The 20,805-nt window shown below is 55.1% G+C and carries 19 protein-coding genes, 1 tRNA gene and 1 pseudogene; 8 read left to right on the top strand and 13 right to left on the bottom strand.

Annotation, left to right across the window (positions count from 1 at the left end):
• Positions 1-15 precede the first annotated feature (15 nt).
• The 3 genes from CGZ80_RS22500 (at position 16) to CGZ80_RS22490 (ending at position 5,495) form a co-directional block, all read left to right on the top strand.
• Positions 16-792 carry a TrmH family RNA methyltransferase gene (locus CGZ80_RS22500; protein WP_409994563.1) on the top strand — a complete coding sequence of 259 codons (777 nt, stop codon included), beginning with the start codon at positions 16-18 and terminating at the stop codon, positions 790-792.
• Between the two features lie 110 nt (positions 793-902).
• Positions 903-3,605: a PVC-type heme-binding CxxCH protein gene (locus CGZ80_RS22495; protein WP_094417934.1), complete on the top strand. Its 2,703-nt coding sequence runs from the start codon at positions 903-905 to the stop codon at positions 3,603-3,605.
• Positions 3,606-3,608: 3 nt separating this feature from the next.
• Positions 3,609-5,495 (top strand): c-type cytochrome, encoded by a 1,887-nt coding sequence (locus CGZ80_RS22490; RefSeq protein ID WP_094417933.1) that lies wholly within the window; start codon positions 3,609-3,611, stop codon positions 5,493-5,495.
• A 705-nt stretch (positions 5,496-6,200) separates the two neighbouring features.
• Here the strand turns inward: CGZ80_RS22490 and CGZ80_RS22485 are convergent.
• Together CGZ80_RS22485 and CGZ80_RS22480 are read right to left on the bottom strand one after the other, a co-directional pair.
• Entirely contained in the window at positions 6,201-8,894 is a 2,694-nt protein-coding gene (locus CGZ80_RS22485) for a serine/threonine protein kinase (protein ID WP_094417932.1), read from the bottom strand.
• 27 nt (positions 8,895-8,921) lie between these two features.
• Positions 8,922-9,566 carry a sigma-70 family RNA polymerase sigma factor gene (locus CGZ80_RS22480; protein WP_094417931.1) on the bottom strand — a complete coding sequence of 215 codons (645 nt, stop codon included), beginning with the start codon at positions 9,564-9,566 and terminating at the stop codon, positions 8,922-8,924.
• Positions 9,567-9,913: 347 nt separating this feature from the next.
• Between CGZ80_RS22480 and CGZ80_RS22475 the strand changes: the two genes are divergently transcribed.
• Positions 9,914-10,534 carry an RNA polymerase sigma factor gene (locus CGZ80_RS22475; RefSeq protein WP_094417930.1) on the top strand — a complete coding sequence of 207 codons (621 nt, stop codon included), beginning with the start codon at positions 9,914-9,916 and terminating at the stop codon, positions 10,532-10,534.
• 3 nt (positions 10,535-10,537) lie between these two features.
• Here CGZ80_RS22475 and CGZ80_RS28125 read toward each other — a convergent pair whose 3' ends face one another.
• The gene (locus CGZ80_RS28125) at positions 10,538-10,693 is read right to left on the bottom strand and encodes a hypothetical protein (RefSeq protein ID WP_233148598.1); all 156 of its coding nucleotides are present in this window, start codon (positions 10,691-10,693) and stop codon (positions 10,538-10,540) included.
• A gap of 689 nt (positions 10,694-11,382) precedes the next feature.
• Between CGZ80_RS28125 and rpsU the strand changes: the two genes are divergently transcribed.
• The gene (gene rpsU, locus CGZ80_RS22465; protein ID WP_094417928.1) at positions 11,383-11,577 is read left to right on the top strand and encodes a 30S ribosomal protein S21; all 195 of its coding nucleotides are present in this window, start codon (positions 11,383-11,385) and stop codon (positions 11,575-11,577) included.
• A gap of 458 nt (positions 11,578-12,035) precedes the next feature.
• A tRNA-Val gene (locus CGZ80_RS22460) sits at positions 12,036-12,110 on the top strand.
• Positions 12,111-12,480: 370 nt separating this feature from the next.
• Here CGZ80_RS22460 and CGZ80_RS22450 read toward each other — a convergent pair.
• The 9 genes from CGZ80_RS22450 to CGZ80_RS22405 form a co-directional block, all read right to left on the bottom strand.
• Positions 12,481-12,936, bottom strand: a complete 456-nt coding sequence (locus tag CGZ80_RS22450; RefSeq protein ID WP_094417926.1) for a hypothetical protein — start codon at positions 12,934-12,936, stop codon at positions 12,481-12,483.
• Between the two features lie 665 nt (positions 12,937-13,601).
• Positions 13,602-13,991, bottom strand: coding sequence for a hypothetical protein (locus CGZ80_RS22440; protein ID WP_233148597.1), 390 nt, complete (start codon positions 13,989-13,991; stop codon positions 13,602-13,604).
• A 138-nt stretch (positions 13,992-14,129) separates the two neighbouring features.
• Positions 14,130-14,330 (bottom strand): hypothetical protein, encoded by a 201-nt coding sequence (locus CGZ80_RS22435; protein ID WP_094417923.1) that lies wholly within the window; start codon positions 14,328-14,330, stop codon positions 14,130-14,132.
• A gap of 6 nt (positions 14,331-14,336) precedes the next feature.
• On the bottom strand, positions 14,337-14,627 hold the full coding sequence (locus CGZ80_RS22430; RefSeq protein ID WP_094417922.1) for a hypothetical protein: 291 nt from the start codon (positions 14,625-14,627) through the stop codon (positions 14,337-14,339).
• A 97-nt stretch (positions 14,628-14,724) separates the two neighbouring features.
• Positions 14,725-15,192, bottom strand: a complete 468-nt coding sequence (locus CGZ80_RS22425; protein ID WP_094417921.1) for a hypothetical protein — start codon at positions 15,190-15,192, stop codon at positions 14,725-14,727.
• A 149-nt stretch (positions 15,193-15,341) separates the two neighbouring features.
• Complete coding sequence (locus tag CGZ80_RS22420; protein ID WP_094417920.1) at positions 15,342-15,752, bottom strand: SRPBCC family protein; 411 nt, start codon at positions 15,750-15,752, stop codon at positions 15,342-15,344.
• 36 nt (positions 15,753-15,788) lie between these two features.
• A complete protein-coding gene (locus CGZ80_RS22415; RefSeq protein WP_094417968.1) occupies positions 15,789-16,409 on the bottom strand; it encodes a DUF4272 domain-containing protein in 621 nt (206 codons plus the stop codon).
• A gap of 222 nt (positions 16,410-16,631) precedes the next feature.
• Positions 16,632-17,063: a hypothetical protein gene (locus CGZ80_RS22410; RefSeq protein WP_103296405.1), complete on the bottom strand. Its 432-nt coding sequence runs from the start codon at positions 17,061-17,063 to the stop codon at positions 16,632-16,634.
• A gap of 511 nt (positions 17,064-17,574) precedes the next feature.
• Positions 17,575-17,946 carry a GxxExxY protein gene (locus tag CGZ80_RS22405; RefSeq protein ID WP_094417918.1) on the bottom strand — a complete coding sequence of 124 codons (372 nt, stop codon included), beginning with the start codon at positions 17,944-17,946 and terminating at the stop codon, positions 17,575-17,577.
• A gap of 925 nt (positions 17,947-18,871) precedes the next feature.
• Here CGZ80_RS22405 and CGZ80_RS22400 point away from each other — a divergent pair.
• Together CGZ80_RS22400 and CGZ80_RS22395 are read left to right on the top strand one after the other, a co-directional pair.
• On the top strand, positions 18,872-19,264 hold the full coding sequence (locus CGZ80_RS22400) for a hypothetical protein (protein ID WP_143544100.1): 393 nt from the start codon (positions 18,872-18,874) through the stop codon (positions 19,262-19,264).
• A gap of 391 nt (positions 19,265-19,655) precedes the next feature.
• Positions 19,656-20,105 carry a hypothetical protein gene (locus tag CGZ80_RS22395; RefSeq protein ID WP_143544099.1) on the top strand — a complete coding sequence of 150 codons (450 nt, stop codon included), beginning with the start codon at positions 19,656-19,658 and terminating at the stop codon, positions 20,103-20,105.
• A 15-nt stretch (positions 20,106-20,120) separates the two neighbouring features.
• Here the strand turns inward: CGZ80_RS22395 and CGZ80_RS28120 are convergent.
• Positions 20,121-20,805 (bottom strand): annotated as a pseudogene (locus tag CGZ80_RS28120) (exo-alpha-sialidase); the annotation flags it as partial.

Below are 20,805 nucleotides of genomic sequence, written 5' to 3'. Positions count from 1 at the left end.
TTCAAACATCGAAACGTGCTGAGCAGCCTGAACAATCCCAACGTCAAACGACTCGTTCGGATGCGTGACAATCGAGCCAGACGGAAGGCAGGCAAGGTCATTGTGGACGGGTGGCGTGAAACACTCCAGGCGTTGAATGCAGGACTGAACCTGCAAGGCGTCTACACCAACGAAGACGAAATTCCTGACGAAGTCCAATCGCGTTTCTCGGATCGCCTAGTGCCAGTCACAGACGCGGTCATGGACAAAATCACCTACGGACAATCGTCGCGTGGTGTCGTTGCGGAGTTCGATGAACCCGCCTGGGGTTTGGAACAGCTGTCTTTGCCAAGCAACGGATTGGTTCTGGTTCTCGATCAATTCGAGAAACCGGGTAACGTCGGCGCCGTCTTTCGCTGTGCCGATGCCGCCGGTGTCGACGCGATCTTGTTGACCGACTCCCTCGCCGATCGTTTTAATCCCAACGCGATCCGCAGCAGCCTGGGCGCAGTCTTCCAAGTTCCCTCGGCAGCGATCAGCGAACACGGCGCACGCCGTTTCCTTGCCCAGCATGGCTACAACGCGTTCGCCGCTCGCGTGGAATCGTCGACCGAACTTTGGAGCACTGACCTGTCCGGCCCCGTCGCGTTGATCATTGGCAACGAAGCCAAGGGACTCGGCCAGCGTTGGCAGACCGACGCAACCTCCGCTGTCCAAGGCATTCGCATCCCCATGCACGGTGCAATCGACAGCTTGAACGCGTCAGTCTCCGCATCGGTGCTCGCTTACGAAGCCCGACGCCAACGCGTCTAGCCAGCCGTGATCTACAGTGGCCACCACACGCGCCACACCAATTGCGCTTAGAATAGCAGGACGAAACGGATCCCACCGATTCTCCCCACCTCGCTATTCAGCACATCACAATGAAAGCTTTCGCAAAGATTTCACGACGTGTCCTCGCCGCGTCCGCCTTGCTAGGCATCAGCTTCACGTCACCCGCTGACGCCGCCGACTTGAAACTTCAAAAAGGCGAACACATCTGCCTCGTCGGCAACGCACTCGGCGAAAGAATGCAGGTGCAAAACGAATGGGAAACGTTGCTGCACACCCGCTTCCCCGAACACAACTTGGTTGTCCGCAACCTGTGTTTCCCTGCCGACGAAATCAACCTTCGCATCCGTTCAAAGAACTTCGGCACACCTCAGGAGCATCTCACCCACAGCCAAGCATCGGTGGTGATGTACTTCTTTGGCTACAACGAATCCTTCGCCGGTGAAAATGGCATCGCACCGTTCAAAACCGACCTCACCAAACTCGTCGCCGAAACGCTCGCGTCCGACTACGGCAAAGGCCGTCCGCAAGTCGTCTTGGTCTCTCCGATCGCGTTCGAAGGTTCCGACGATCCGAACCTGTCCGACGGCGTAACGCAAAATGCCAACCTCGAACGCTACACCGAAGCGATTTCACAAGTCGCCTCCGACACCGGTGTCGTGTTCGTCGACTTGTTCCACCCCACCGATGACCTGTTCCAAAGCTCAGGCGAGCCGCTAACCATCAACGGCTTTCACCTCAGCGAACTTGGCTATGAAAAGCTCGCGCCGATCATCGACCAAGCCTTGTTCGGCGAAAAGCTGACGTCTGCGGTCCCGTCTGAACTGAAAGCAGAAATCGACAACAAGAACTTCCATTGGTTTCATCGCTACCGTGCGGTCAATGGTTTTTCGATTTATGGCGACCGCGGACTCGCTGGCAGCGACGGAACGTACAACAACCGCGACGTGATGGAACGCGAGCGCGCGATCCTGGATCAAATGACCGCCACACGCGACCAACGTGTCTGGGCCGTTGCGGCTGGCAAGTCGGTCCCAAATACGATCGATGATTCGAAAACGCTCCCGTTCATTGAACCGAAAACGAATGTCGGCATTCCGAACGACAACAACGCCAAAGCGGGAAAGCTTGGCACGTTGCAATACCTCCCCGCCGCGGAACAACTCGAACTGTTTGACCTTGCCGACGGCTTCGAGATCCAACTGGTCGCTAGCGAAGAACAGTTTCCAGAACTGTCCAACCCTGTCGCACTAAACTTCGACAGCGAAGGCCGGCTGTGGGTCGCGACGATGGAATCCTATCCACACTGGCAACCTAAATCGCCAATGGATGACAAACTGCTGATCCTCGAAGACAACGACGGCGATCATGTCATGGATGTCTGCAAAGTCTTCGCCGACAACCTCCACCAGCCGACCGGATTCGAACTCGGTCACGGCGGTGCCTATGTATCTCGCCAACCCGACGTTTGGTTCATGAAAGATACCGATGGCGATGACCGTGCCGACGTCACCGTTCGTCAAATCGTCGGTATGGACTCGGCCGACTCCCACCACGGCATGGCCGCGTTCGAATGGAGCCCCGGCGGTGAACTGTACTTCGAAGAAGGCACCTTCAAATTCTCAGCCGTGGAAACACCAAACGGTCCACGCCGCTGCGGCGAAGCTGGAATCTGGAAATACAATCCGCGGACACAGGCGATGGAAGTCCACAGCACCTTCGCCTACTCGAACCCCTGGGGCTATTGCTATGACCATTGGGGACAAGATTTCATTGGTGACGCGTCACCAGGTTTCTCCTATTGGGCAGCCCCCATCACCGGCCACCTGACCTACCCGAACAAACACCCCGGCGGAAGCCAACACCGTCGCATTGCAGAATTCGCCGGCGGCGATCCACAGTACCAACACCCGACGTTCTATCCAAAGCGAATTCGACCACTGGCTGGCTGTGCGATCGTCTCCAGCCGCCATTTCCCCGACCAATGGCAAGGCAACTTCTTGGTGACCAATGTGATCGGTGAACGCGCGATCTTGAATCACACGATCAAAGAATCGGAACAGGGCAGTGGCTTTGTTGGCGAAGAGAAAGAAGCGTTGCTCTCGTGTCGCGATGGCAATTTCCGTCCGGTCGATTTGCAATTCGCACCTGACGGATCGTTGTACATCGTCGACTGGCACAACGCTCTGATCGGTCACTTGCAACACAACCTGCGCGAACCGTATCGCGACCATTCACACGGCCGAATCTGGCGCGTGACATGCAAAGACCGTCCGCTGCTTGAGCCTGCCAAGATCGCTGGGCAACCGATCGAAGCTCTGCTGGAAATTCTCAAAAGCCCCGAAGACCGTACCCGCTATCGAGCCCGTCGTGAATTGGCGGCCCGCCAAACAGCCGACGTGTTGAACGCTCTCGAAACGTGGGTCGCCAACCTGGATCAATCGGATCCAGAATTCGAACATCATCGAATGGAGGCGTTGTGGATGTATCAAACACACAACCGTGTCAATGAAACACTACTCGACGAACTCTCGACCTCTGAAAATCACCGGGCACGCGCCGCTTGCATCCGACTGATTTCACAGATGTTGCCGGCGATCGACGACGCACATGACCGGATTGCCAAAGCGATCAACGATGACCATCCCACCGTTCGCGTCGAAGCCGTTCGGGCCGCAAGTTTCCTCGAAGGCGAAGAAGCGGTCGAGATCGTACTCGGCGTCCTTGAGTTGCCGATGGACGACTATTTGCAGTACACCCTCGACGAAACGATGCGTGCGTTGGAAGCGGAGTAGCCGATGAGAATCTCTTCAAAACGCTTCGCACTCGCCTGCGCAATCCTCTCGTCGATCGGCTCGTATTCGATGGCAGCCGACAAGACACCGCCGAAGATTTATCTCGACAAGTCGCCACGCATCGTCGCTTACCAACTCGGACGACTCGACGATGATCGCTTGTTGATGGTGCCCCGCTCGGACGACGACCCGAAATACGCCCCCGTCTACGAAGCGATCGTCCTTCGGCCCGCAATGGCCGGCGGCATACGTGACGAAGCACTCCACGCCTTAGCCAAAATTCGTGACACGTCGATCACCACCGAGTTGATCACGGCAATCGAAGCCGTCAAAGTCAACGAAGCGGATTCCTTGCGATTGATCGGTGTCCTTGGCAAACAGCTTCTACAGCATGGAACTGATGAACTCGCCGGTCAAACAAAACGTCTTACGGAGCTCGCTTCCGCAACGGAGCTTTCCAAAGCTTCCGTGGGGATGGCAGCGCTCCTCTGCGCCGACAAGACCGAAATCGCAGACGAACTTTGCGCGGCAAATCAGTCGTCAATCATCGCGAGGCTCACTTCGGTCGCCATTCTGCCTCGCGACGAATTGAAACTTGCCGAACGCGAATTTGCCGAAGCGAAGCTGCAAGACGGGTCGCTGGAAGCACAAACCGCGGCAATCTCCGCGCTATCGCAAATTCCGACCGAACATGACGCAACGTTTCGAAATCTTGCCAGCCTCGTTGCCAACGAAGACCTGCGCACGGCGGCCTGTCGTGGACTACTTCGACTTCCCAGTCAAGCGTATCAGTCAGCGCCCGCCAAAGGTGCTGCGGAAACCCTGGTCCGTTTCGCCGAATCGACGAAGCCCGATCAGCGCACCAGCGACGCTTTCATCGACTCGATGCGTGCCGCGGAGCAATTGTTGACGGCGATCCCTGCCGAGATTGCCAAGCCATTGCGCGAGCGGCTTCGCGAAGTCGCCGTCCGAGTGGTCCGAATTGGGACCGTCGAAGAAGAAATGCGATACGACGTGCCATACTTCGCAGTCGAAGCCGGACGTCCTTTCCAAATCTTGCTCGAAAACCACGACCTGATGCCGCACAACCTCGTCGTGACTCAGCCTGGTGCCCTGAAAAGCGTCGCGATGGCAGGGCTGACGGCAGGCCCCAGCGGAGCAAATGGGTTGCCCTACGTCACCGATTCGCCAAACGTGATCGCCGCGAGCTCGCTCGTCGCGCCCGATGCCTCGACTCGTCTGACATTGACCGCACCTTCAGAACCCGGTGAATACCCTTATGTCTGCACGTTCCCGCAGCATTGGTATCGCATGTACGGTGTCATGATTGTGGTCAACGACCTCGACGCTTGGAATCGGAATCCGACCAAACCCGCCAACCCGCTGGGCAGCAATCGCACCTTCGTGAACTCGTGGACGCTCGACGACTTTAGCGGTGCATTTGAAAACGGATTACAAGGTCGTTCGCCAGCTATCGGCGAAAAGATTTTCAACGAAGCATCCTGCGTCGGCTGTCACAAAGTCAACGAAAGCGGTGGCGCCGTTGGCCCCGATTTGACCGACGTCTACACACGCTGGAAATCGGATCACCAAAGCGTGCTACGTGAAATTCTTGAACCGTCACACAAGATCGACAGCAAGTACGCCACACAGACGGTGCTCACCACCGACGGGAAAACGTACTCCGGAATCGTTCTCGACGACGGCGACGAAATTTTGACGCTGATCAACAGCCCCGATGCGAAAGAACCAATCGTGATTCGCCAAGAAGACATCGAGTTGATCAAACGAAGTGCAACATCCATGATGCCCAAAGCCTTGCTGGATCAATACACCAAAGACGAAATCCTAGAGCTACTCACCTATCTAGAATCCGCCGCAAAGAAGTAGCACAATGCCTCGCCGAAGCAAAATGTTGGAGTCTAGCCTTTAGGCGATTTTTGGCTTCCGAGATGCCCCGCATCGTGTCTGTCTTCCGTAGTGGATGAGGCGACGAATCCCCTGTCGGGTCGTTGGTCCCACAATACACCCAACCGCTCTCAATCGCGTTCCGGCTGATGGTTGGTTCGCTGGCGGTTTTATTAGCCGCCTTCGCGATAGCGAGCGGTTGCGTGGATGGTGTGTTTTTCGTTTTAGGCGATGCCATTTTGACTATGCTTTGCCCCCTCTCCCCCGGCAACCAATTTTCAATTTGCAATCGGGTCTCGCTGCGGAACCGACGCTAGCGCGTATCGGCTAAGGTTGGATGAGGCGACGAATCCTTGCTCGGTGGTTTCGTTTCGCAATACACCTAACCGCACGCTTCGCGTTGCGGCTGATGGTTGGTTCGCTGGTGCTTCGATTAGCCGCCTTCGCGATAGCGAGCGGTTGCGTGGATGGTGTGTTCTTCGTATTTGGCGGTGCCATCTTGACCACGCTTTGCCCCCTCACCCCCGGCAACCATTTTTCAATTTGCAATCGGGTCTCGCGGGGAACCGACGCTAGCGCGTATCGGCTAAGGTTGGATGAGCCGACGAATCCCCAGGACGCGTCGCTGGAGTCTAGCCTTGAGGCGATTTTCGGTTCGGGTGCGTTGCAGTTGTGAGCACGAGGCTGCTAGGAATCAGCTTGCGCTTCTTTGGCTTCGTTTCGCCGTCGCCGTGATTGCGCCCGTCGATCCAACGCGTCGGCCTTCTCGCGAAAATGGACTGCGGCTTCGGGGTTTTCCAGGTCGTCTTCGATTTGGGCGAGGCGACGTAGATTGCGTTCAAGCCATTGGCGTCCAAAGATCGAGTCGGAGCGCTTCTCCAAGTACTTCTCTTGCCGTGTGACCGCACTCCGCAAGGCCGTGCTGGCTTCTTCGGGCCGATCGAGTTTCAATTGGCAGTCGGCATGCGCGGCGAGCGCGTGTGCCATGAACATCATGTAATCAAAGATGCTTGGGAACTGTTTGCAAAGTCGCGAATACACCGCGACGGATCGACGGTGATATTGGGCAGCGTCTTCGAGTGACGATTGTTCGGTCAGTTCGGCAAACGTCGACAGTGCTCTCGCCAGCGAAGCTTGGTAGCGAGGGATCGTTGGGTATTCGGCGACGAGCTGTTCTGACAGTTCAAACGCCCGCTTGGCTTGGGCGTGCTTTTCAGTCGGCTGTGCGCTGCCGAACCGCGAGCAAGCTTCCAAGAGTTCGCTTAATTCGCAGCGGTAGTCGGGGACGTCTGGATAGTCGGTGACGAGGTCTTCTAGGATGCAGATCGCGGATGCTTCAAGTGCACGCGAGGCTTGGCGGTCGTTGCGAAACGACGAGAAACGTTGGTCGCGGTAGGCCTTGGCAAGCGAATGCCGATACACCGACTGCTCAGGGTATTCTTCGACAAGTCGTTCCAGCAACCCGATGGCGGTGCGATGTCGGACGCTGCTGTCACGAAACGCGTGTTGCCACCAAAGGACCTTGCCAAGATTGTTGTTGCTGATCGCGAGCAGATAACGCAGGTTGCCCGACGATTGGGGTTCCACCCCGTCATGCTGCAGCAACGCGATCGCGCGATACAATTGTTGCCGAGCCTCGACGTGTTCGTATTCGGCATTCAGTACCATTGCCAAGCGATTGTACGACTCTGCGATTCGAGCAATTTTGTCTGGGTTGGATGCCTCGTCTGTCGATTCGAGTGTTTTGAGCTCGTTGCGATAAGCCAGCTCGGCTTCGTGGAGATGCCCCAATCGTTCATAGATTCCTCCGACACGTTTAAACGCACGTGCGGTATCGCGTTTCAGTCTTGGGTCACTTTCGTTCTTCTCGGCGAACTGTTTATAAAACGACAGTGCTTCCTGTAGCACCGTCGCGCTGCGGTCGGAAACGACAAACCGCATTTCCGTGGGGCCGGTTTCTTGGTCCGAGTCCAACACCGAAGGGTGTTCCATCCAGTCGGCTTCGAACCGTTCCAGAAGGCGGTCCATCGAATACAGCGCGAGACTGAGGTTGGATTCGGCGCGAGAGCCTTCGAGTACTGCACGTCGCCATTGCAGTGTTACCATCACCATCGAAATGGTCACGCACAGCAATAGCGCGAAACTCATGCAAGCTGCCGCCGGGTTTCGTTTGGACCAACGATGCAAGCGGTCAATCAGTCCGGCGCGTCTCGCTTGGATTGGACGGTCATTCCGATAATTATCGAGGTCCTGTGCGAATGCCTTGGCGGTCGGATAGCGCTGGTGCGGTTCTTTAGCGACCGCCTTCATGATGATCGTTTCGAGATCTTTGGGGATGTCTCGGCTGATCGAGCGTGGCGGTGGCACATCACCACCGAGAACTTTTCGGCGAATTTCACTTCGGCTCAGTCCGCCGATTGCGGTCTGGTAGGTCAGCAATTCATACAGTGTCAGCCCCAAGCTGTAGACATCAGACCGAACATCGGCGACGCCGTTGAGTCGTTCCGGTGCCATGTAAGGCAATGTGCCGACAATGTCACCGGTGCGACTGATCGGGTCGTGCGCCAGTTCGTGTGCGAGTCCAAAGTCTGTCACCCAGACCCGCCATTCCGCATCGAGAATGAGGTTCGATGGTTTGATGTCTCGGTGCAGGATACCTTTGCCGTGTGCGTAATCGAGAGCTTCGGCGACTTGCTGTCCAATCGACGCGATGCGATGCCAGTAGTTTCGATTTCGGCTCAGTTTCGCAGCTGGCGTTTTTACTCCCCGCGAGATTGGGTCGCTATCGGACAATGCGAGTACTTCACAGATCGGTTCGAACAGTGAATCCGAACGCTCGTTCTTCACACCCGAGGTGAACTGGTCCAGCGTCATGCCGTCGATCAATTGCATGACAAAGTAATGCAATCCGTCTTGGGCGCCGGTCCCATAAACTGGAACGATGTTGTGGTGGTACAGTCCGGCGACCAGTTTGGCCTCGCGTTCAAAACGTTTCAGGTGATCGGAGTCTTCGAAGGCTTGGGCGGGAAAGACTTTGAGCGCGACGCGTCGATGAAGTGATTGCTGTTCGGCTTCAAAAACAATTGCCATCCCGCCACGGCCGATTTCACGGATGATGCGATAGTCGCCGAGTTGTTCGAGGCGATCGACCTTTAGTTGGACCGGCCGCACACTCGATTCGTGCGCGCGATTGTCCTTGACACTTTCCATCGCCAGCATCATTGGAAACAGCGTCAAAATTTCGTCTTTCGTTTCCCGATGTCGGTCGGCAAATTCTTCGATGGTGATTCCCGATCCGTTTCGCCACAGTTCGAGAAACTGTTCACACAGGACTTCGACAGGTTCGCGATTGTGCGCTGGTTGGTGATTTGATTTGACCATCTGATAGACGCTGTCTTGGATCCGTTGTCAGTTTGTTCCGGAAGGGGGAATCACAACTTCACGTAAGCGGCGAAGGGCGCGAACATAGCGGTTGCTCGCGGCCGCCGCTGAGAGGTCCAATACTTCAGCGACCTCGTTGTTTTTGAGTTCTTCGAAATGGCGTAGTACTAAAACTTCGCGATCCATTTGATCCATCGAATCGAGCGCCCGTTCGACACGTGCAACCATCTCGTCATGCATCACCACTTGGCTGGGCGACAATTGCGTTTCAACGATTTGCAACGCCCAGGCATGCGACGTCCGAGAGCTGTAGGCGGATTGGGAAAGCGACACCTCGGTTCTCAAGCTACGTTTTTCAGCAAGCAGGTGGGCGCGGTGATTGTCGATCAGGCGTTGCAACGTGATCTGACGCAACCACACATAAAACGACAGTTCCGGTTTCTTGAGGAAGTGCTCAATCCGCCGAAACGCGTCCATGTACGCTTCTTGCAAGATGTCTGACAAATCCGTGCGTGCACGCAGTCTCATATCGACGCGATGCATCAGCAGTTTTCTTAGTCGTGCGCGATGATCAGAGAACAACTCCGCAAAGACGTCTTGTCCGCCAGCTCGCAGCCGAGTGCGGATTTCACGTTGTTCGGGGTCATCCACCATCTTTCGGTCATCCACCATGGTTTCGTCCGCGTGCTGCGGTGATGTCGGGCAGGTTCATCCAATCGCCATCATGAAAGATGGTCGTCGTTGTGATCGATCCGCATGGTGTGCAGTTTAAGCCCCCTGCATCGGGCCCCGTCCAATAGGCGATGCGACTCACACATTTCGAACAGGCAAATCGAAATCGAGTGTGGAATAAGACGCCGGTATACGCGTCGAGTGCAAGTGTCAGCCGCTTTTCGTCGCACTGAAATAAAGTCCGCGAAAAGCTGTTGAATTTGCGTTACCTCTCCGTTGATTCCTTTAGGGCTAGTTCACGGACTCATTGTACTCCTTTACCAAGCTGTCTCTCCCCACAATTTTGTATGATTGCCCCCGCTACAAACTTCGACCGTTATCTGGACGATGAAGGCGTCCAACTCATGCTCAAACTACAGCAGGGGGATTTGGACGCACTCGATGGGCTGATGGACTTGTACGCGCCGCTAGTTGCGTCGGTGGTGCGAAGCGTTTTTGGTGCGCAGGAATACGATGAAGATGTCAGCCAGGAGGTCTTCTTGCGAGTCTTTCAATCTCGCGAGAATTATGTACCAACTGCGAAATTCTGTACGTGGCTTTCGCTGATTGCAAAAAACTATTCGTTGAACGTGCGTCGCAATCGAGCCCGACGCAAATCGGTTTCCGTTGACGCCAGTGGATTGACGTTGGGAATCGATTGCCTTGAAACCAACGCGACGGTGACAGAGTCCTCACCGGATGACGGAATCAAGAAAGCCGAGCTGGATGCGAAGTTACGTTCCGCGGTCTCGCGTCTGATTCCACGTCAACGCGAAGCGATTGAGCTCGTCTATTTTCAAGGTGTACCGTGCAGCGAATTGGCAAGCCGCTTGGGAATCACGGCGCAGGCAAGTAAGTCGTTGCTGGCGCGAGCTCGATCCCGATTGCGGGAACTCTTGCCACAAGACGTTGCGTACTCGCTTTCCTAGACGCTAGGCCCAATCGGCAGCGGGTTCGCCGCTCTCCGCGCTGGGCTTGTTCGGTTCCGATTCGGCGGCTTCTTCGGCGTCGTTTTCGTCCTTTGCCGGTTCCAGTCCGCGTAGGACTTCTGCAAGCTTCGCGTCGAGCTCATCAAGCTGTTCCAGCACCGCGTCCTGCCGCCGCTCCAATTCACCAACAAACCACCGGGTGATGGTTCGCTGTCAGTGTCCACATCCGATTTCGCTCGCTTTTGATTGGACGTTTTGGCGGAATAAGACGGGATAGGCATCGGTTCGCAATCCAACAGGGCAAGCACAGTTCCGGAAAACCGGATCAATCGTCAGTACCGTTGCCATCGGTCGGTCTGAGGCGGATTCCACGGTTGACTTGAGCAAGCTGGCGGGCGACCGCGCCACCGTCGTCCTGTCGTACCGGTCGCGTTGACTTTGCGGCCTGGACAGCACGGTTGACCAAGACTGCACCCCTTGGACAGGTATTCAGCGAGATGGCTCTGGGGGTGAACTCTGGAGCGTTTTGGCTGTAAAGATTGGGTTGGCGGGGGGCGAATGTTGGCAGGCCCGATTCATCGGGGGGGATTTGCTGGCGGAATCTGCTCCCCATGTCCGCTCGAATCGCCAGATTGGCTATCGGTGCGGTCCGTTCTGGCCGAAACACGGATAAAACCGGGAAATCACGAAAAGATGCCCGTTGCGAGGATAGCGGTTCGCCCGCTACACTCCCGCGTTCTGTGGTTGCCCCCGCGCGCCGGTTTCATTCCAGCACCGCTGAGTGAAACACTGCGACGTCGGCGAATTCCCTTTCACGCAGAGGTCCCAACGATGAAAATGGAGAAACAATGGTCAAGTTGATGGTCCGCGACAGCGAAACAATCCAAGAGGCAGTACGTAGGTTCCGCAAATTGGTCGAGCGCAGCGGAATTAAAAAAGAAATGCGTCGACGTGAGCACTATCAAAAGCCAAGCGAGATCCGTCGCCGCCAAAAGATCCAAGCGGAGCGACGTAACAAGCGAGCTCGCATGCTGGGCCGATAAGCCCCGCTCTTCACAGCAAACGTTCGCAACGAGTCTCCTGTGAACCTGTTCCCGTCGCACTTGCTCTGCATGAGTGAGGCAATTGTCGGCGGAATGGTGTTCCGGATTACTCGAACGCGCGGTTGGTTGGCAGCCTTACGTCCAAGTCGCTGAGTTCCCTGCACTACGCAGGTCTCCTCTCGGGCGTCCCCCCAAGTGTTTCGCTTGCGGTGTGTCAGTTGGCAGAGTTGTTGTGAGATAAAGATTGAACCATTCGCGACTCCGATTCGGGGAAAGCCTGTCCCATTGTGGCTGTTGGGCCCCGAGGATCGGGATGATGTCAGCTGGATGGCTTGGATGAGAGATTGAAAACAAGTGTGGTGAAGGAAGTGTGAAAGTGCCGTTGCGATGAAAGGGAACGGCGACTATCTTCCTGCTCCCACACACAGCGACGATTCGCCAGCGAGTCGAAGCGAAAAGGGCGATTAGCTCAGTTGGTTTAGAGCACCTCGTTTACACCGAGGGGGTCGGGGGTTCGAGTCCCTCATCGCCCATAAGATAGCTGCCTTTGGCAATATCAGCGGAATTCAAAAGCCGCAGTTGACCGGATCGACGGTCGGCTGCGGCTTTTTTCGTTTTTGCGCGCGGGCCAAGGTCTTTATGGGGCTTGAGCAACGACGGCATCCCTGGCAACAAGTGCTGGGATCGTTTGCCGATTCTGGTTCGCAGTTGTCTTCCGTATCAGGTCCGGGCGACGAGCCATTGTCGCCTTTCGCTCCGCGAAAGTAGCGTTCTTCTCTGTCTTCCTAGGCAGTCGAAAGATTACGACCGTTTGACAGAAGCGTGTGAGAGAGAGTTCTATCGATTTGGCTGAGTTCGCAAATCGCTGCCTCGCCTGCCTGGAATCGGCTTTTAGTAAACGATCTACGCGACGGCTTGTGACGCATCTTTTGTTCGCAAACGTTCGCGTGAAGCACGAATGCGGCGAATTGCAAACTCGGAGATGGATGCGCCTGTCACGACGATGGAGAACGCCACAATTGCGTCGATTCCCGCACGAGTCCAGTCTGTCGCTGTCGGGGTTGAGTAATGTGATTCAGTAGCCCCGTCAAAGATGATTTCGAAATCAGGGCTGGGGGCGTTTGAGGTTCCGAAAGGCGGGCGATCTTCGTTCAGGTAGAGACCTAAATTGTGGGCAGCCAGCGAGGTTGAGTTTCGAGTATGCCAAATTGGCCATCCTCGGTCCTGGTGCAAATCGATCGACATTTCCTTCAGTGTATACGGCGGCGGATGCCAACGAGCGTCAAGCAGTGGAGCATAATACGGCGCACTGGTCGTCCATGTTTCACGAAGGTTGAGCGCTGCAATAATAGCCGCCACGGAGGAGGCAAGAAGAAGCGTAGCAATGTGGAATCGTGGCAATTTCGAACTCAGTCAAAGGGCGAGAGAAGGGCCATCCAGTCGCGATGAGAAAAGATCAATGATCAAGCTGTATCGTGATGCGATTTGGCCCACGCAAGCTCGCTCCAGGTGGAAATTGAATTTCAGTCGTGGCATCGCAGTTTCGATTGCTCCGCGTTGAAATTCATTTCTTAGTTGGATGGGACGGCTTGGTTGGGCGAGGTGGTTGTGGATGGTCAGGCGGAGCCTGAAAGACAGTGTGTGACAAGGCGGGAGCCTTGTCACAAGGTTGGTTGGAAGGCGTTTGTTCGGTTCAGGAGGAAATTGAATTCCAGTCATGGCATCGCGGTTTCGATTGCTTCGCGTTGGGGTTCATTTCTTAGTTGGTTGGGACGGCTTGGTTGGGCGAGGCGGTTGTGGCTGGTCAGGCGGAGCCTGAAAGACAGTGTGTGACAAGGCGGGAGCCTTGTCACAAGCTTGGTTGGAAGGCGCAGGTTCGGTTCAGGTGGAAATTGAATTCCAGTCATGGCATCGCGGTTTCGATTGCTTCGCGTTGGGATTCATTTCTTCGTTGGTTGGGTGGGGCCGTTGTTGCTGGTCAGGCGGGAACCTGAAAGACAGTGTGTGACAAGGCGGGAGCCTTGTCACAAGCTTGTTGATTGGGCAGCGCTGTGGGCGCATTTGTTCCGTAGCCAGCTTGCGTATCGGCGGACGTATTCGCGGTCGGAGCTTTCTGCTAGCGGTAATGCGTTTGCCATCCGGTCAGGTGAAAGCCGGATTGCCATCGAAAGCTGGTCTTTAAACTGTTCGGAGAACCGCCCTTCGATGAGTCGACTGGCGATGGCATTGACCATTCGGTCGCATTCTTCCGCAGGCGGCGGGTGGTTTTTGAAGTAGCGGCAGAGCTTTGCTCGAGCGCGATTGTGCCACATGCCAAAACTTTCGGCGGCAACGAATTCGGCCGCACGGCGAATCGCGTCGGGCTGACCGAGTTTTACTTCGTTAATCAACGAATGAAGGTTCGCTTTGGTCAAGGAGCGAATCCAAATTGAATGAAACGTTGACGAGTTTCTTTCTCGCATCCTGGGTGCTTGCCGAGCGTCTGGAGTCGCTGAAAAAGCGAGTTTAATTTGATTCGCCCCGCCGGTTTCGGGGCGAAAGCTCCTACGCGCTTACTTCTGTTTGAGAGTGTTGGTCTTGTAGCGTTGCCAGATCTGCGGCACCGCAAAAACAACGAGACTGAAGACGATGATCGGTAGGACAAAATGGCGTCCGCCAAGCTCTCGGTAGAGCCAGTACAACAAATTGACGCTGGCTGCGCACACCGCGGTTGCGATCAAGTGCTTTCCGTTCAACTTGATTGGCTGCTTCATATCAGTTTATCGCTCCGCTGTGTCTGGTGGCTCTGTCGGTGCGCTCAAGTTGCGGATTAGGATGATGCCGACACCAAACATGACTAACCCGCTAACGAAAGCAATGACCGTCCACGTCGCAATGCCTTGCCCGTTGTAGCTCGCTGCGGATAGGAGTGCACTAAGACTGCCAACGATTGTACCGGCAATTCCTGCGAAGTTGAGTAAGCGGCGAGATGCGGAGTTGGTATGGGACGCGGCCGTTTTGCCTGAATCCAGTTCGTTCGGTGGGGCGGCGTATGGGTTTAGGTTTGGCATTTGGGGTGAGGCGGTTTCTGTCTTGGTTGGGCGGTTGTGGCTGGTCAGGCGGGAGCCTGAAGGACAGTGTGTGACAAGGCGGGAGCCTTGTCACAAGCTATTGTTTGCTGCTCGTGATGGGATTCGATCCCTCGGGCTTGTCCCATGTGACCCAGGGCTGTTGCAGCGCGAGCGTTTTGAATCGCACGATGTCCGTTTGGGTTGGGAAGTGATCCATCGTTTCCCAAATTGCGAGTCGAGGATGATCAGGTTGTCTGTCGGGGCGAAAGCACACGTCGACTTTCCATTGGCCTCGCCAATCGTTGTAGGTCGTGTTGCGAACGATACTGCAAAGGAGATAGTCGTCGTTTGATTCGCCGACAACAAGCAACCGTTCTTCGCCTTCGATCGCTGTGTGGGGCTCCAGTGGCGCGCCGGCAAGATAGAACTTTCGATTCTGCATCGACAACTCGGAGGCGATCACACGCATGCGGTTTCGATGCTGCGTGAACTTGATTGCGAAAAATCCAAGCCAACCGATCAGTAGCAGAGCACCAGCAATTGTCAGTGTGCGATCAAAACGCATGATACGCGTTGCCTTTTAGCGAGTGGACGGTGACAAAGGCCTTTACCAGTTTGTCAGAGTTCGCAGCTTGGATGCGTGAGTGGCACGGGCTGTGGGGACAGACGCTACTTTCGTAGTCGGATTGGCGCGAAATGGAAATCGTCAGCTGATTAGCGGCGGCTTTCTGTGTGAGATTTGAAATTGTCCAAGATGCATTGCCATCCCTGTCGTTGCATCTCTGCCGAGTTTTCGTCTTCGGCTTCGAAGGTCTCGACGACGCGCACGCCGGATTCCGTTTGGGTAAAGGTGATTTTTACGGACCGGTCGTCTGCGAGCGCGTATTCGATCGCGGCTTGAGGATCGATCGCCGTAAAGGTTCCTTCGAAGTCGAACCCGATCGAACCGTCTTTGGCTTCCATCCGATAGTTGAATTGACCACCAACGACTAAATCGATAGTTGTGTTCGGGCAGCACCATTCGTCGGATGCGAAATTCCACTGAGTGATTTCCTCAGGCGTCACCCATGCGGCCCAAACCTCTTCCATTGGGGCGTCGACGGTTGTCTCAATCGCGATTTCCATTACGTTTCCTTTGGCGGGGATGTGGTCCAGCGGTTGTTACGTGTCGGTGGTGACGTCGTCCCAGTCTTCGTCGCCGCTAAGCCATTCGAGTGCGTGTTGGCGTTGGTACAGGACGTCGTAAACCAAGTCGTCGGGCATCGATCCGTCACGATAAGCTTCGCGAGCAAGGCAGTGCAAGTTGTAAGTGCGATCATCCTCGCCGAGTAGCTCGGCTGGCGAGCGAAGCACGGACGCGGAAACGAATGAGTCGATCGGTTCGCCTAGGCCAGGCATGATTTCATCGACCAGTCTGGCAGTATCGCAAGTTTGTGTGGGCAATCCGAGTGCTTCCACATGGCCAATTGCCCACAGCAAAGCCCACTGAGCCTCTTGTCGCCATCGTGCGTCGCTGAGTGCTTCATCGGATGGATTCTCGTCGCGAAGGAACGCTTGTTCGTTTGGCGACGCGTTCTCCCAAATCGCTTCGTCTTCGAGCCATTCGATGACAGGCTCAGGGTCGACGCCATAGCCAACAGCAACGAGGCAGTGAAGGATGATGGTGCGTATCGCGATCTCTTCGGCGGTGCGACTACAAGGCTCGTTATAGTCGTCGACGGGTGGCACGATTTCATCAACGCATATGCCGTGAGACAAGGCCCACTGTTTGGTATTGGTCACGAGGGGAATCCGAACACTTAACGGGAGAAGCCACGGGGCAGGCGAACGATTCACAAGCTGCTGATCAAATTGATTCCCGTGCTCACGTGCAAAGGCACGCAAGAGAAGTCCCTGAAATTTTAGCGAGTGGTATGTCCGGAAAGCAACGAAATTCGCCGCGGTGGTTTGGTAGAGCAGCACGTCGCAATCGCAGCCCAACGGCAGCGATCTCTAAGTGAGAATTTAGACTTCGTCTGGTGAACGGGAGGCCGTGTCGTCTTGATTGATCGGATCAATGATTCGCGCGTCACAGCAGTCGCATTTGAAATCGGAAATGAGTACTGCGCCACAACTGCTGCAGGAATTGACGGTCTCGTCATAGGGGCCCGAGATGTGACCATCGAATGGGATTCCAATGCGTTGCTTTTGGATTCGAATCAACTCTGCCATCCAACGCAACACTAGCCACGCAAACCAAAAGCAAGCGACAGCCAAGCCGCACCACAGGATCAAGTCGAGTCGAAAGCCGGTAGCCAAGCAGGCCCAAGCGAGAGAGCAAGTCACGACGATTCCAATAAACAGCATCATGACCGCTGAAAAATCCAGAACAGACTCCAGTCCGGTTCGCTGGATCCTGCGAGTTCTCGGCATCGCTTGTGCTGTTTCTTCGGTCATTGTGCGATTGAGACTTGTGGTCTTGTGAGTTGGCGGATTCGAGAGTTGGTTGCTTGGAGATTGGTGCAGTTCGCGGGAGATAGGAACACAACGTAGCTGCAAATCATTAAACACGAATCCCTCGCGACAGTTTTACACGACGTGAATCAGTCGGGAGAGGATTGAACCACGAAGGACGCGAAGAGCACGAAGGACAGAGAATGTATTGAGGACGAGTTGCTGGATTCCGTCTTTTGGTTTGGTGACGTTGGAGTGGATGAGCGGCCGCGGCTTTAGATCTGAGAGTTTCATGTCGGCCGGGATTCGTGTTTTGTGTTTGCCCGGCCTTCGTGCTCTTTGTGTCCTTCGTGGTTAATTCTCCTGGTGCTTGCCGGCCAATCGCGCAGCGGCTTTGTGCAACCATTGCCAGGTTGAAGTTGTTGTGGGATGCCAGCCCGTGTCTTTTGGACGTGAATCAGTCGGGAGATGATTGAACCACGAAGGACACGAAGAACACGAAGGGGATGAATGTTTAAAGAACGAGTCGATTGATTCCGTCTTTCAGTTTGATGACGTTGAAGTTGATGAGCAGCCCTGTCTTTAGGCCTGCGAGTTTCATGTAGGTCAAGATTTGTGCTTGGTGAATCTCCGCTAGTTGGCTCACACTCTTGAGTTCTATGATCAAGGAATCTTCGATCAATAGATCGATGCGGTATCCACAGTCCAGGCGATAGCCCTTGTACTCAACGGGTTGTGGATGCTGCAGTTGAAACCGAATGTTGTTTAGCGCCAGTTCGTGGGCTAGGCATTGCTCGTATGCCGATTCAAGCAATCCAGGTCCCAATGTGCGGTGGACCTCGATCGCACATCCGATCACGCGGTGAGATAACTGGTCAAACTCCATCCTTCGTGCTCTCCGTGGTTAGATTTCCCGTGCTAGTCAGGCAATCGTTTAGTGGACGCTTCGACGCATTGCAGACTGAGATTGTAGGGAGATCTCAGTGGTCCGTGTTCGGACGGAATTGCTGTCTTTAGCGACGGGAGTCGGTTCGGAGAGGATTGAACCACGAAGGACGCGAAGAGCACGAAGGGGGAAGAATGTATTGAGGACGAGTTGCTTGTTCTGTCTTTTGGTTTGGTGACGTTGGCGTGGATGAGCGGCCGCGGCTTTAGATCTGAGAGTTTCATGTCGGCCGGGATTCGTGTTTTGTGATTGCCCGGTCTTCGTGTTCTTTGTGTCCTTCGTGGTTACTATTCCCGTTACTGGCTGGCCAATCGCGCAGCGGCGGAATGCAACCATTGCCAGGCTGAAGTTGTTGGGGGATGGCAGGCGGTGTCTTTTGCGACATGACTCGGTCGGGAGAGGATTGAACCACGAAGGACGCGAAGAGCACGAAGGGCAGAGAATGTATTGAGGACGAGTTGCTTGTACTGTCTTTTGGTTTGGTGATGTTGGCGTGGATGAGCGGACCCGGCCGTAGGCCTGAGGTTTTTATATCGGCCAGGATTTGCGTTTGGAGATTGCCCGGCCTTCGTGTTCTTCGTGGTTAATGCTCCTGGTGCTTGCCGGCCAATCGCGCAGCGGCTTTGTGCAACCATTGCCAGGTTGGAATTGTTGGGGGATGCAGTCGGTGATGCGGGAACGGATCAGCCGATGTTTTGGGATGTTGGGTGGCCGGTGAGATGGCGGGAACCTAGCGTTTTCTGCGGTGTTTAAAGTTTTGATTTTTGGTTCAGGGATTTGCTTGGCGATTGCACAGGTGTGTGTGAATCAAGGAAACCGGCAACGTTGCCGGTCGCCCCACACCCTTTCAATCGAGGATTTTGCCATGTCTCTGTTCAAAAAAATCGTTGTCGTTGCATTGGTCGTCGCGTGCTCGCAATCGGTCACTTCGCCAGCAAACGCAGCCAATCCGCTGGAAAAATTCTTCACCAACGCCAGCAAAAAAGTGGTTGGCGGAGCTTATGGTGCGGTCCAAAAGAATGTCACGCAGACGAGCAAGTTGGTGCTCCGTACGGCGCCCTACGCATTGCTGCAAGGTTCACGGTCGGGGCCAAGTCGCAACAAATCTTTTCAGACCAGTGCACAGAAGAACGTCACGCAAGGCAACGTCATCAAGTCGTTTGGTGCTTCGAAACTGAGCTCCCCATCGCAGTACCGACCGACCGGAAAATCGGGAAGCTACGGTCGACCAATTTTCTTTGGGATGCGTCGCCGTTAGCGGTCGGTTGAGTTTCGATTTTGGGCTTGCCAAATGTCGCTTGCTGCACGGCAGCAGGAGTGGACGAGAACGCTACTTTCGCGGAGCGAAAGGCGACATTGGAAAATCAATCGGCGGCGAAATGTTTGTGATTCGAGGGTGTGGCCTGCTATGGTCGTGATGATCGCAAGCGGTTTCGATCACGCTTATAATGCTCACGATGAACAAGAGAAATTCGAGTCGAACGGAATCGCCTGAAGTCTGCGAACTGTTCGACCTCATTGCTCGGCTACGTTCCGTCGCCACCGACGAGTTGCCTGCAAAATAGGATGTAACTGAACATGCAAAAATGCAGGGAAAAATGCTTGAGTGCTCAAGATGTCCGCTAAAATGGAAGTTGGAGGATATTGGGATGACCACGAAAACTAAAAAGCCAGCGTCGACGAAAAGGGGAGTCCGTAAACGGGGGGCAGGAAAGAAAACCTCACCTGTTTCACGGAAGATTGCCGGACTGCAGGGACAGGGCGTGGTTCAGCTGGGCGGTGCAAGGGCACTGGAATTGCGTTATCAGTTGGGGATGGCACGCCCGGTTTTCGGGCGGATTGTCAACGTTGCCGAACGGACGATTGCGAAGGTGGAGTCTGGTGGCGAGGCCGCGGATAAATTGCTGCGGCCTTACAACGAGGTTTATCGGCTGTGGGCGGCGCTCTGCGAATTGGTGGAGCCTGAATCGCTTGGTCAGTGGTTTCAATTGCCAAATGAGTCATTCGACGGATTGAAGCCTATCGAAGTGATCGAACGCGGTGAAATCGACCGGCTATGGGACATGGTGTTCGAATTGCAATCGGGAATGCCCGGCTGATCGTTACCCAGAGAGTTATTCAGTTTGGCTGCCTGAGCGGTTTAGCACTTGGAGTTTGATCGATGATTGGTTGTCTTGTTGTTCTTCCCAGCAGGCGATGGTGATTGGGTGGTGCCCGCCGGTAACGATCACTGGCGCGGCGGCGTTTGACGCGAGTGTTCGGATTTGCTTTTCGGGATCCATGCACAGGAGATTGCCGCCTCGCTGGCTGAGCCAGACGATCCAGTTGCCGGCCTGAGTTTTGGCGATCCAAGGTTGTTGGCCGTTGCCGATCAGCGTTTCAAACCTTTGGCCGGGGGCCGCTAGGTAAATGGTGTTCTGTCGCCGCCAAACGGTTTGTGGGATGGCTTTTGAATCGATCACGAGGGCGCCGCCGTCCATCGGGCACGCATCGAGTTGCCAAGAACCGTTCCCAAGTTTTTCGGCCGCATTGAATGTGTGGCCGTCGCTTGAAGTCGCGACATACATGTCTCGGTCCCCTTCGATAACGTTTCGCCACATCACGAACCGTTGCCCGTCGGAGTGGATTGCGATCGAGGGATGGCAGCATTCGCAGACGGTGCCGGATGGCGACCGATAGACCACGACGTTTTTGGACCACGTCTCTCCGCTATCGAGCGATTGTGAGTAGTAGATTTCGGTGCTACCGCTGCGAAGGTCTAGCCAGACGAGGCTGATCAAGCCGTCGGGGCCGTTGCCG

This window comes from Rhodopirellula sp. MGV, from assembly GCF_002251265.1.
GTDB lineage: Bacteria > Planctomycetota > Planctomycetia > Pirellulales > Pirellulaceae > Stieleria > Stieleria baltica_A.
Note: the sequence above shows the minus strand (reverse complement) of the source record. Positions and strands in the feature narration are given on the sequence as shown.

What these genes read in the sequence shown, in the direction of transcription:
- CGZ80_RS22495 (WP_094417934.1), top strand. Translation starts at nt 903, where the DNA reads ATGAAAGCTTTCGCAAAGATTTCACGACGTGTCCTCGCCGCGTCCGCC.
- CGZ80_RS22490 (WP_094417933.1), top strand. Translation starts at nt 3,609, where the DNA reads ATGAGAATCTCTTCAAAACGCTTCGCACTCGCCTGCGCAATCCTCTCG.
- CGZ80_RS22485 (WP_094417932.1), bottom strand. Translation starts at nt 8,894, where the DNA reads ATGGTCAAATCAAATCACCAACCAGCGCACAATCGCGAACCTGTCGAA.
- CGZ80_RS22480 (WP_094417931.1), bottom strand. Translation starts at nt 9,566, where the DNA reads ATGGTGGATGACCGAAAGATGGTGGATGACCCCGAACAACGTGAAATC.
- CGZ80_RS22475 (WP_094417930.1), top strand. Translation starts at nt 9,914, where the DNA reads ATGATTGCCCCCGCTACAAACTTCGACCGTTATCTGGACGATGAAGGC.
- rpsU (WP_094417928.1), top strand. Translation starts at nt 11,383, where the DNA reads ATGGTCAAGTTGATGGTCCGCGACAGCGAAACAATCCAAGAGGCAGTA.
- CGZ80_RS22435 (WP_094417923.1), bottom strand. Translation starts at nt 14,330, where the DNA reads ATGAAGCAGCCAATCAAGTTGAACGGAAAGCACTTGATCGCAACCGCG.
- CGZ80_RS22430 (WP_094417922.1), bottom strand. Translation starts at nt 14,627, where the DNA reads ATGCCAAACCTAAACCCATACGCCGCCCCACCGAACGAACTGGATTCA.
- CGZ80_RS22425 (WP_094417921.1), bottom strand. Translation starts at nt 15,192, where the DNA reads ATGCGTTTTGATCGCACACTGACAATTGCTGGTGCTCTGCTACTGATC.
- CGZ80_RS22420 (WP_094417920.1), bottom strand. Translation starts at nt 15,752, where the DNA reads ATGGAAATCGCGATTGAGACAACCGTCGACGCCCCAATGGAAGAGGTT.
- CGZ80_RS22410 (WP_103296405.1), bottom strand. Translation starts at nt 17,063, where the DNA reads ATGACCGAAGAAACAGCACAAGCGATGCCGAGAACTCGCAGGATCCAG.
- CGZ80_RS22405 (WP_094417918.1), bottom strand. Translation starts at nt 17,946, where the DNA reads ATGGAGTTTGACCAGTTATCTCACCGCGTGATCGGATGTGCGATCGAG.
- CGZ80_RS22400 (WP_143544100.1), top strand. Translation starts at nt 18,872, where the DNA reads ATGTCTCTGTTCAAAAAAATCGTTGTCGTTGCATTGGTCGTCGCGTGC.
- CGZ80_RS22395 (WP_143544099.1), top strand. Translation starts at nt 19,656, where the DNA reads ATGACCACGAAAACTAAAAAGCCAGCGTCGACGAAAAGGGGAGTCCGT.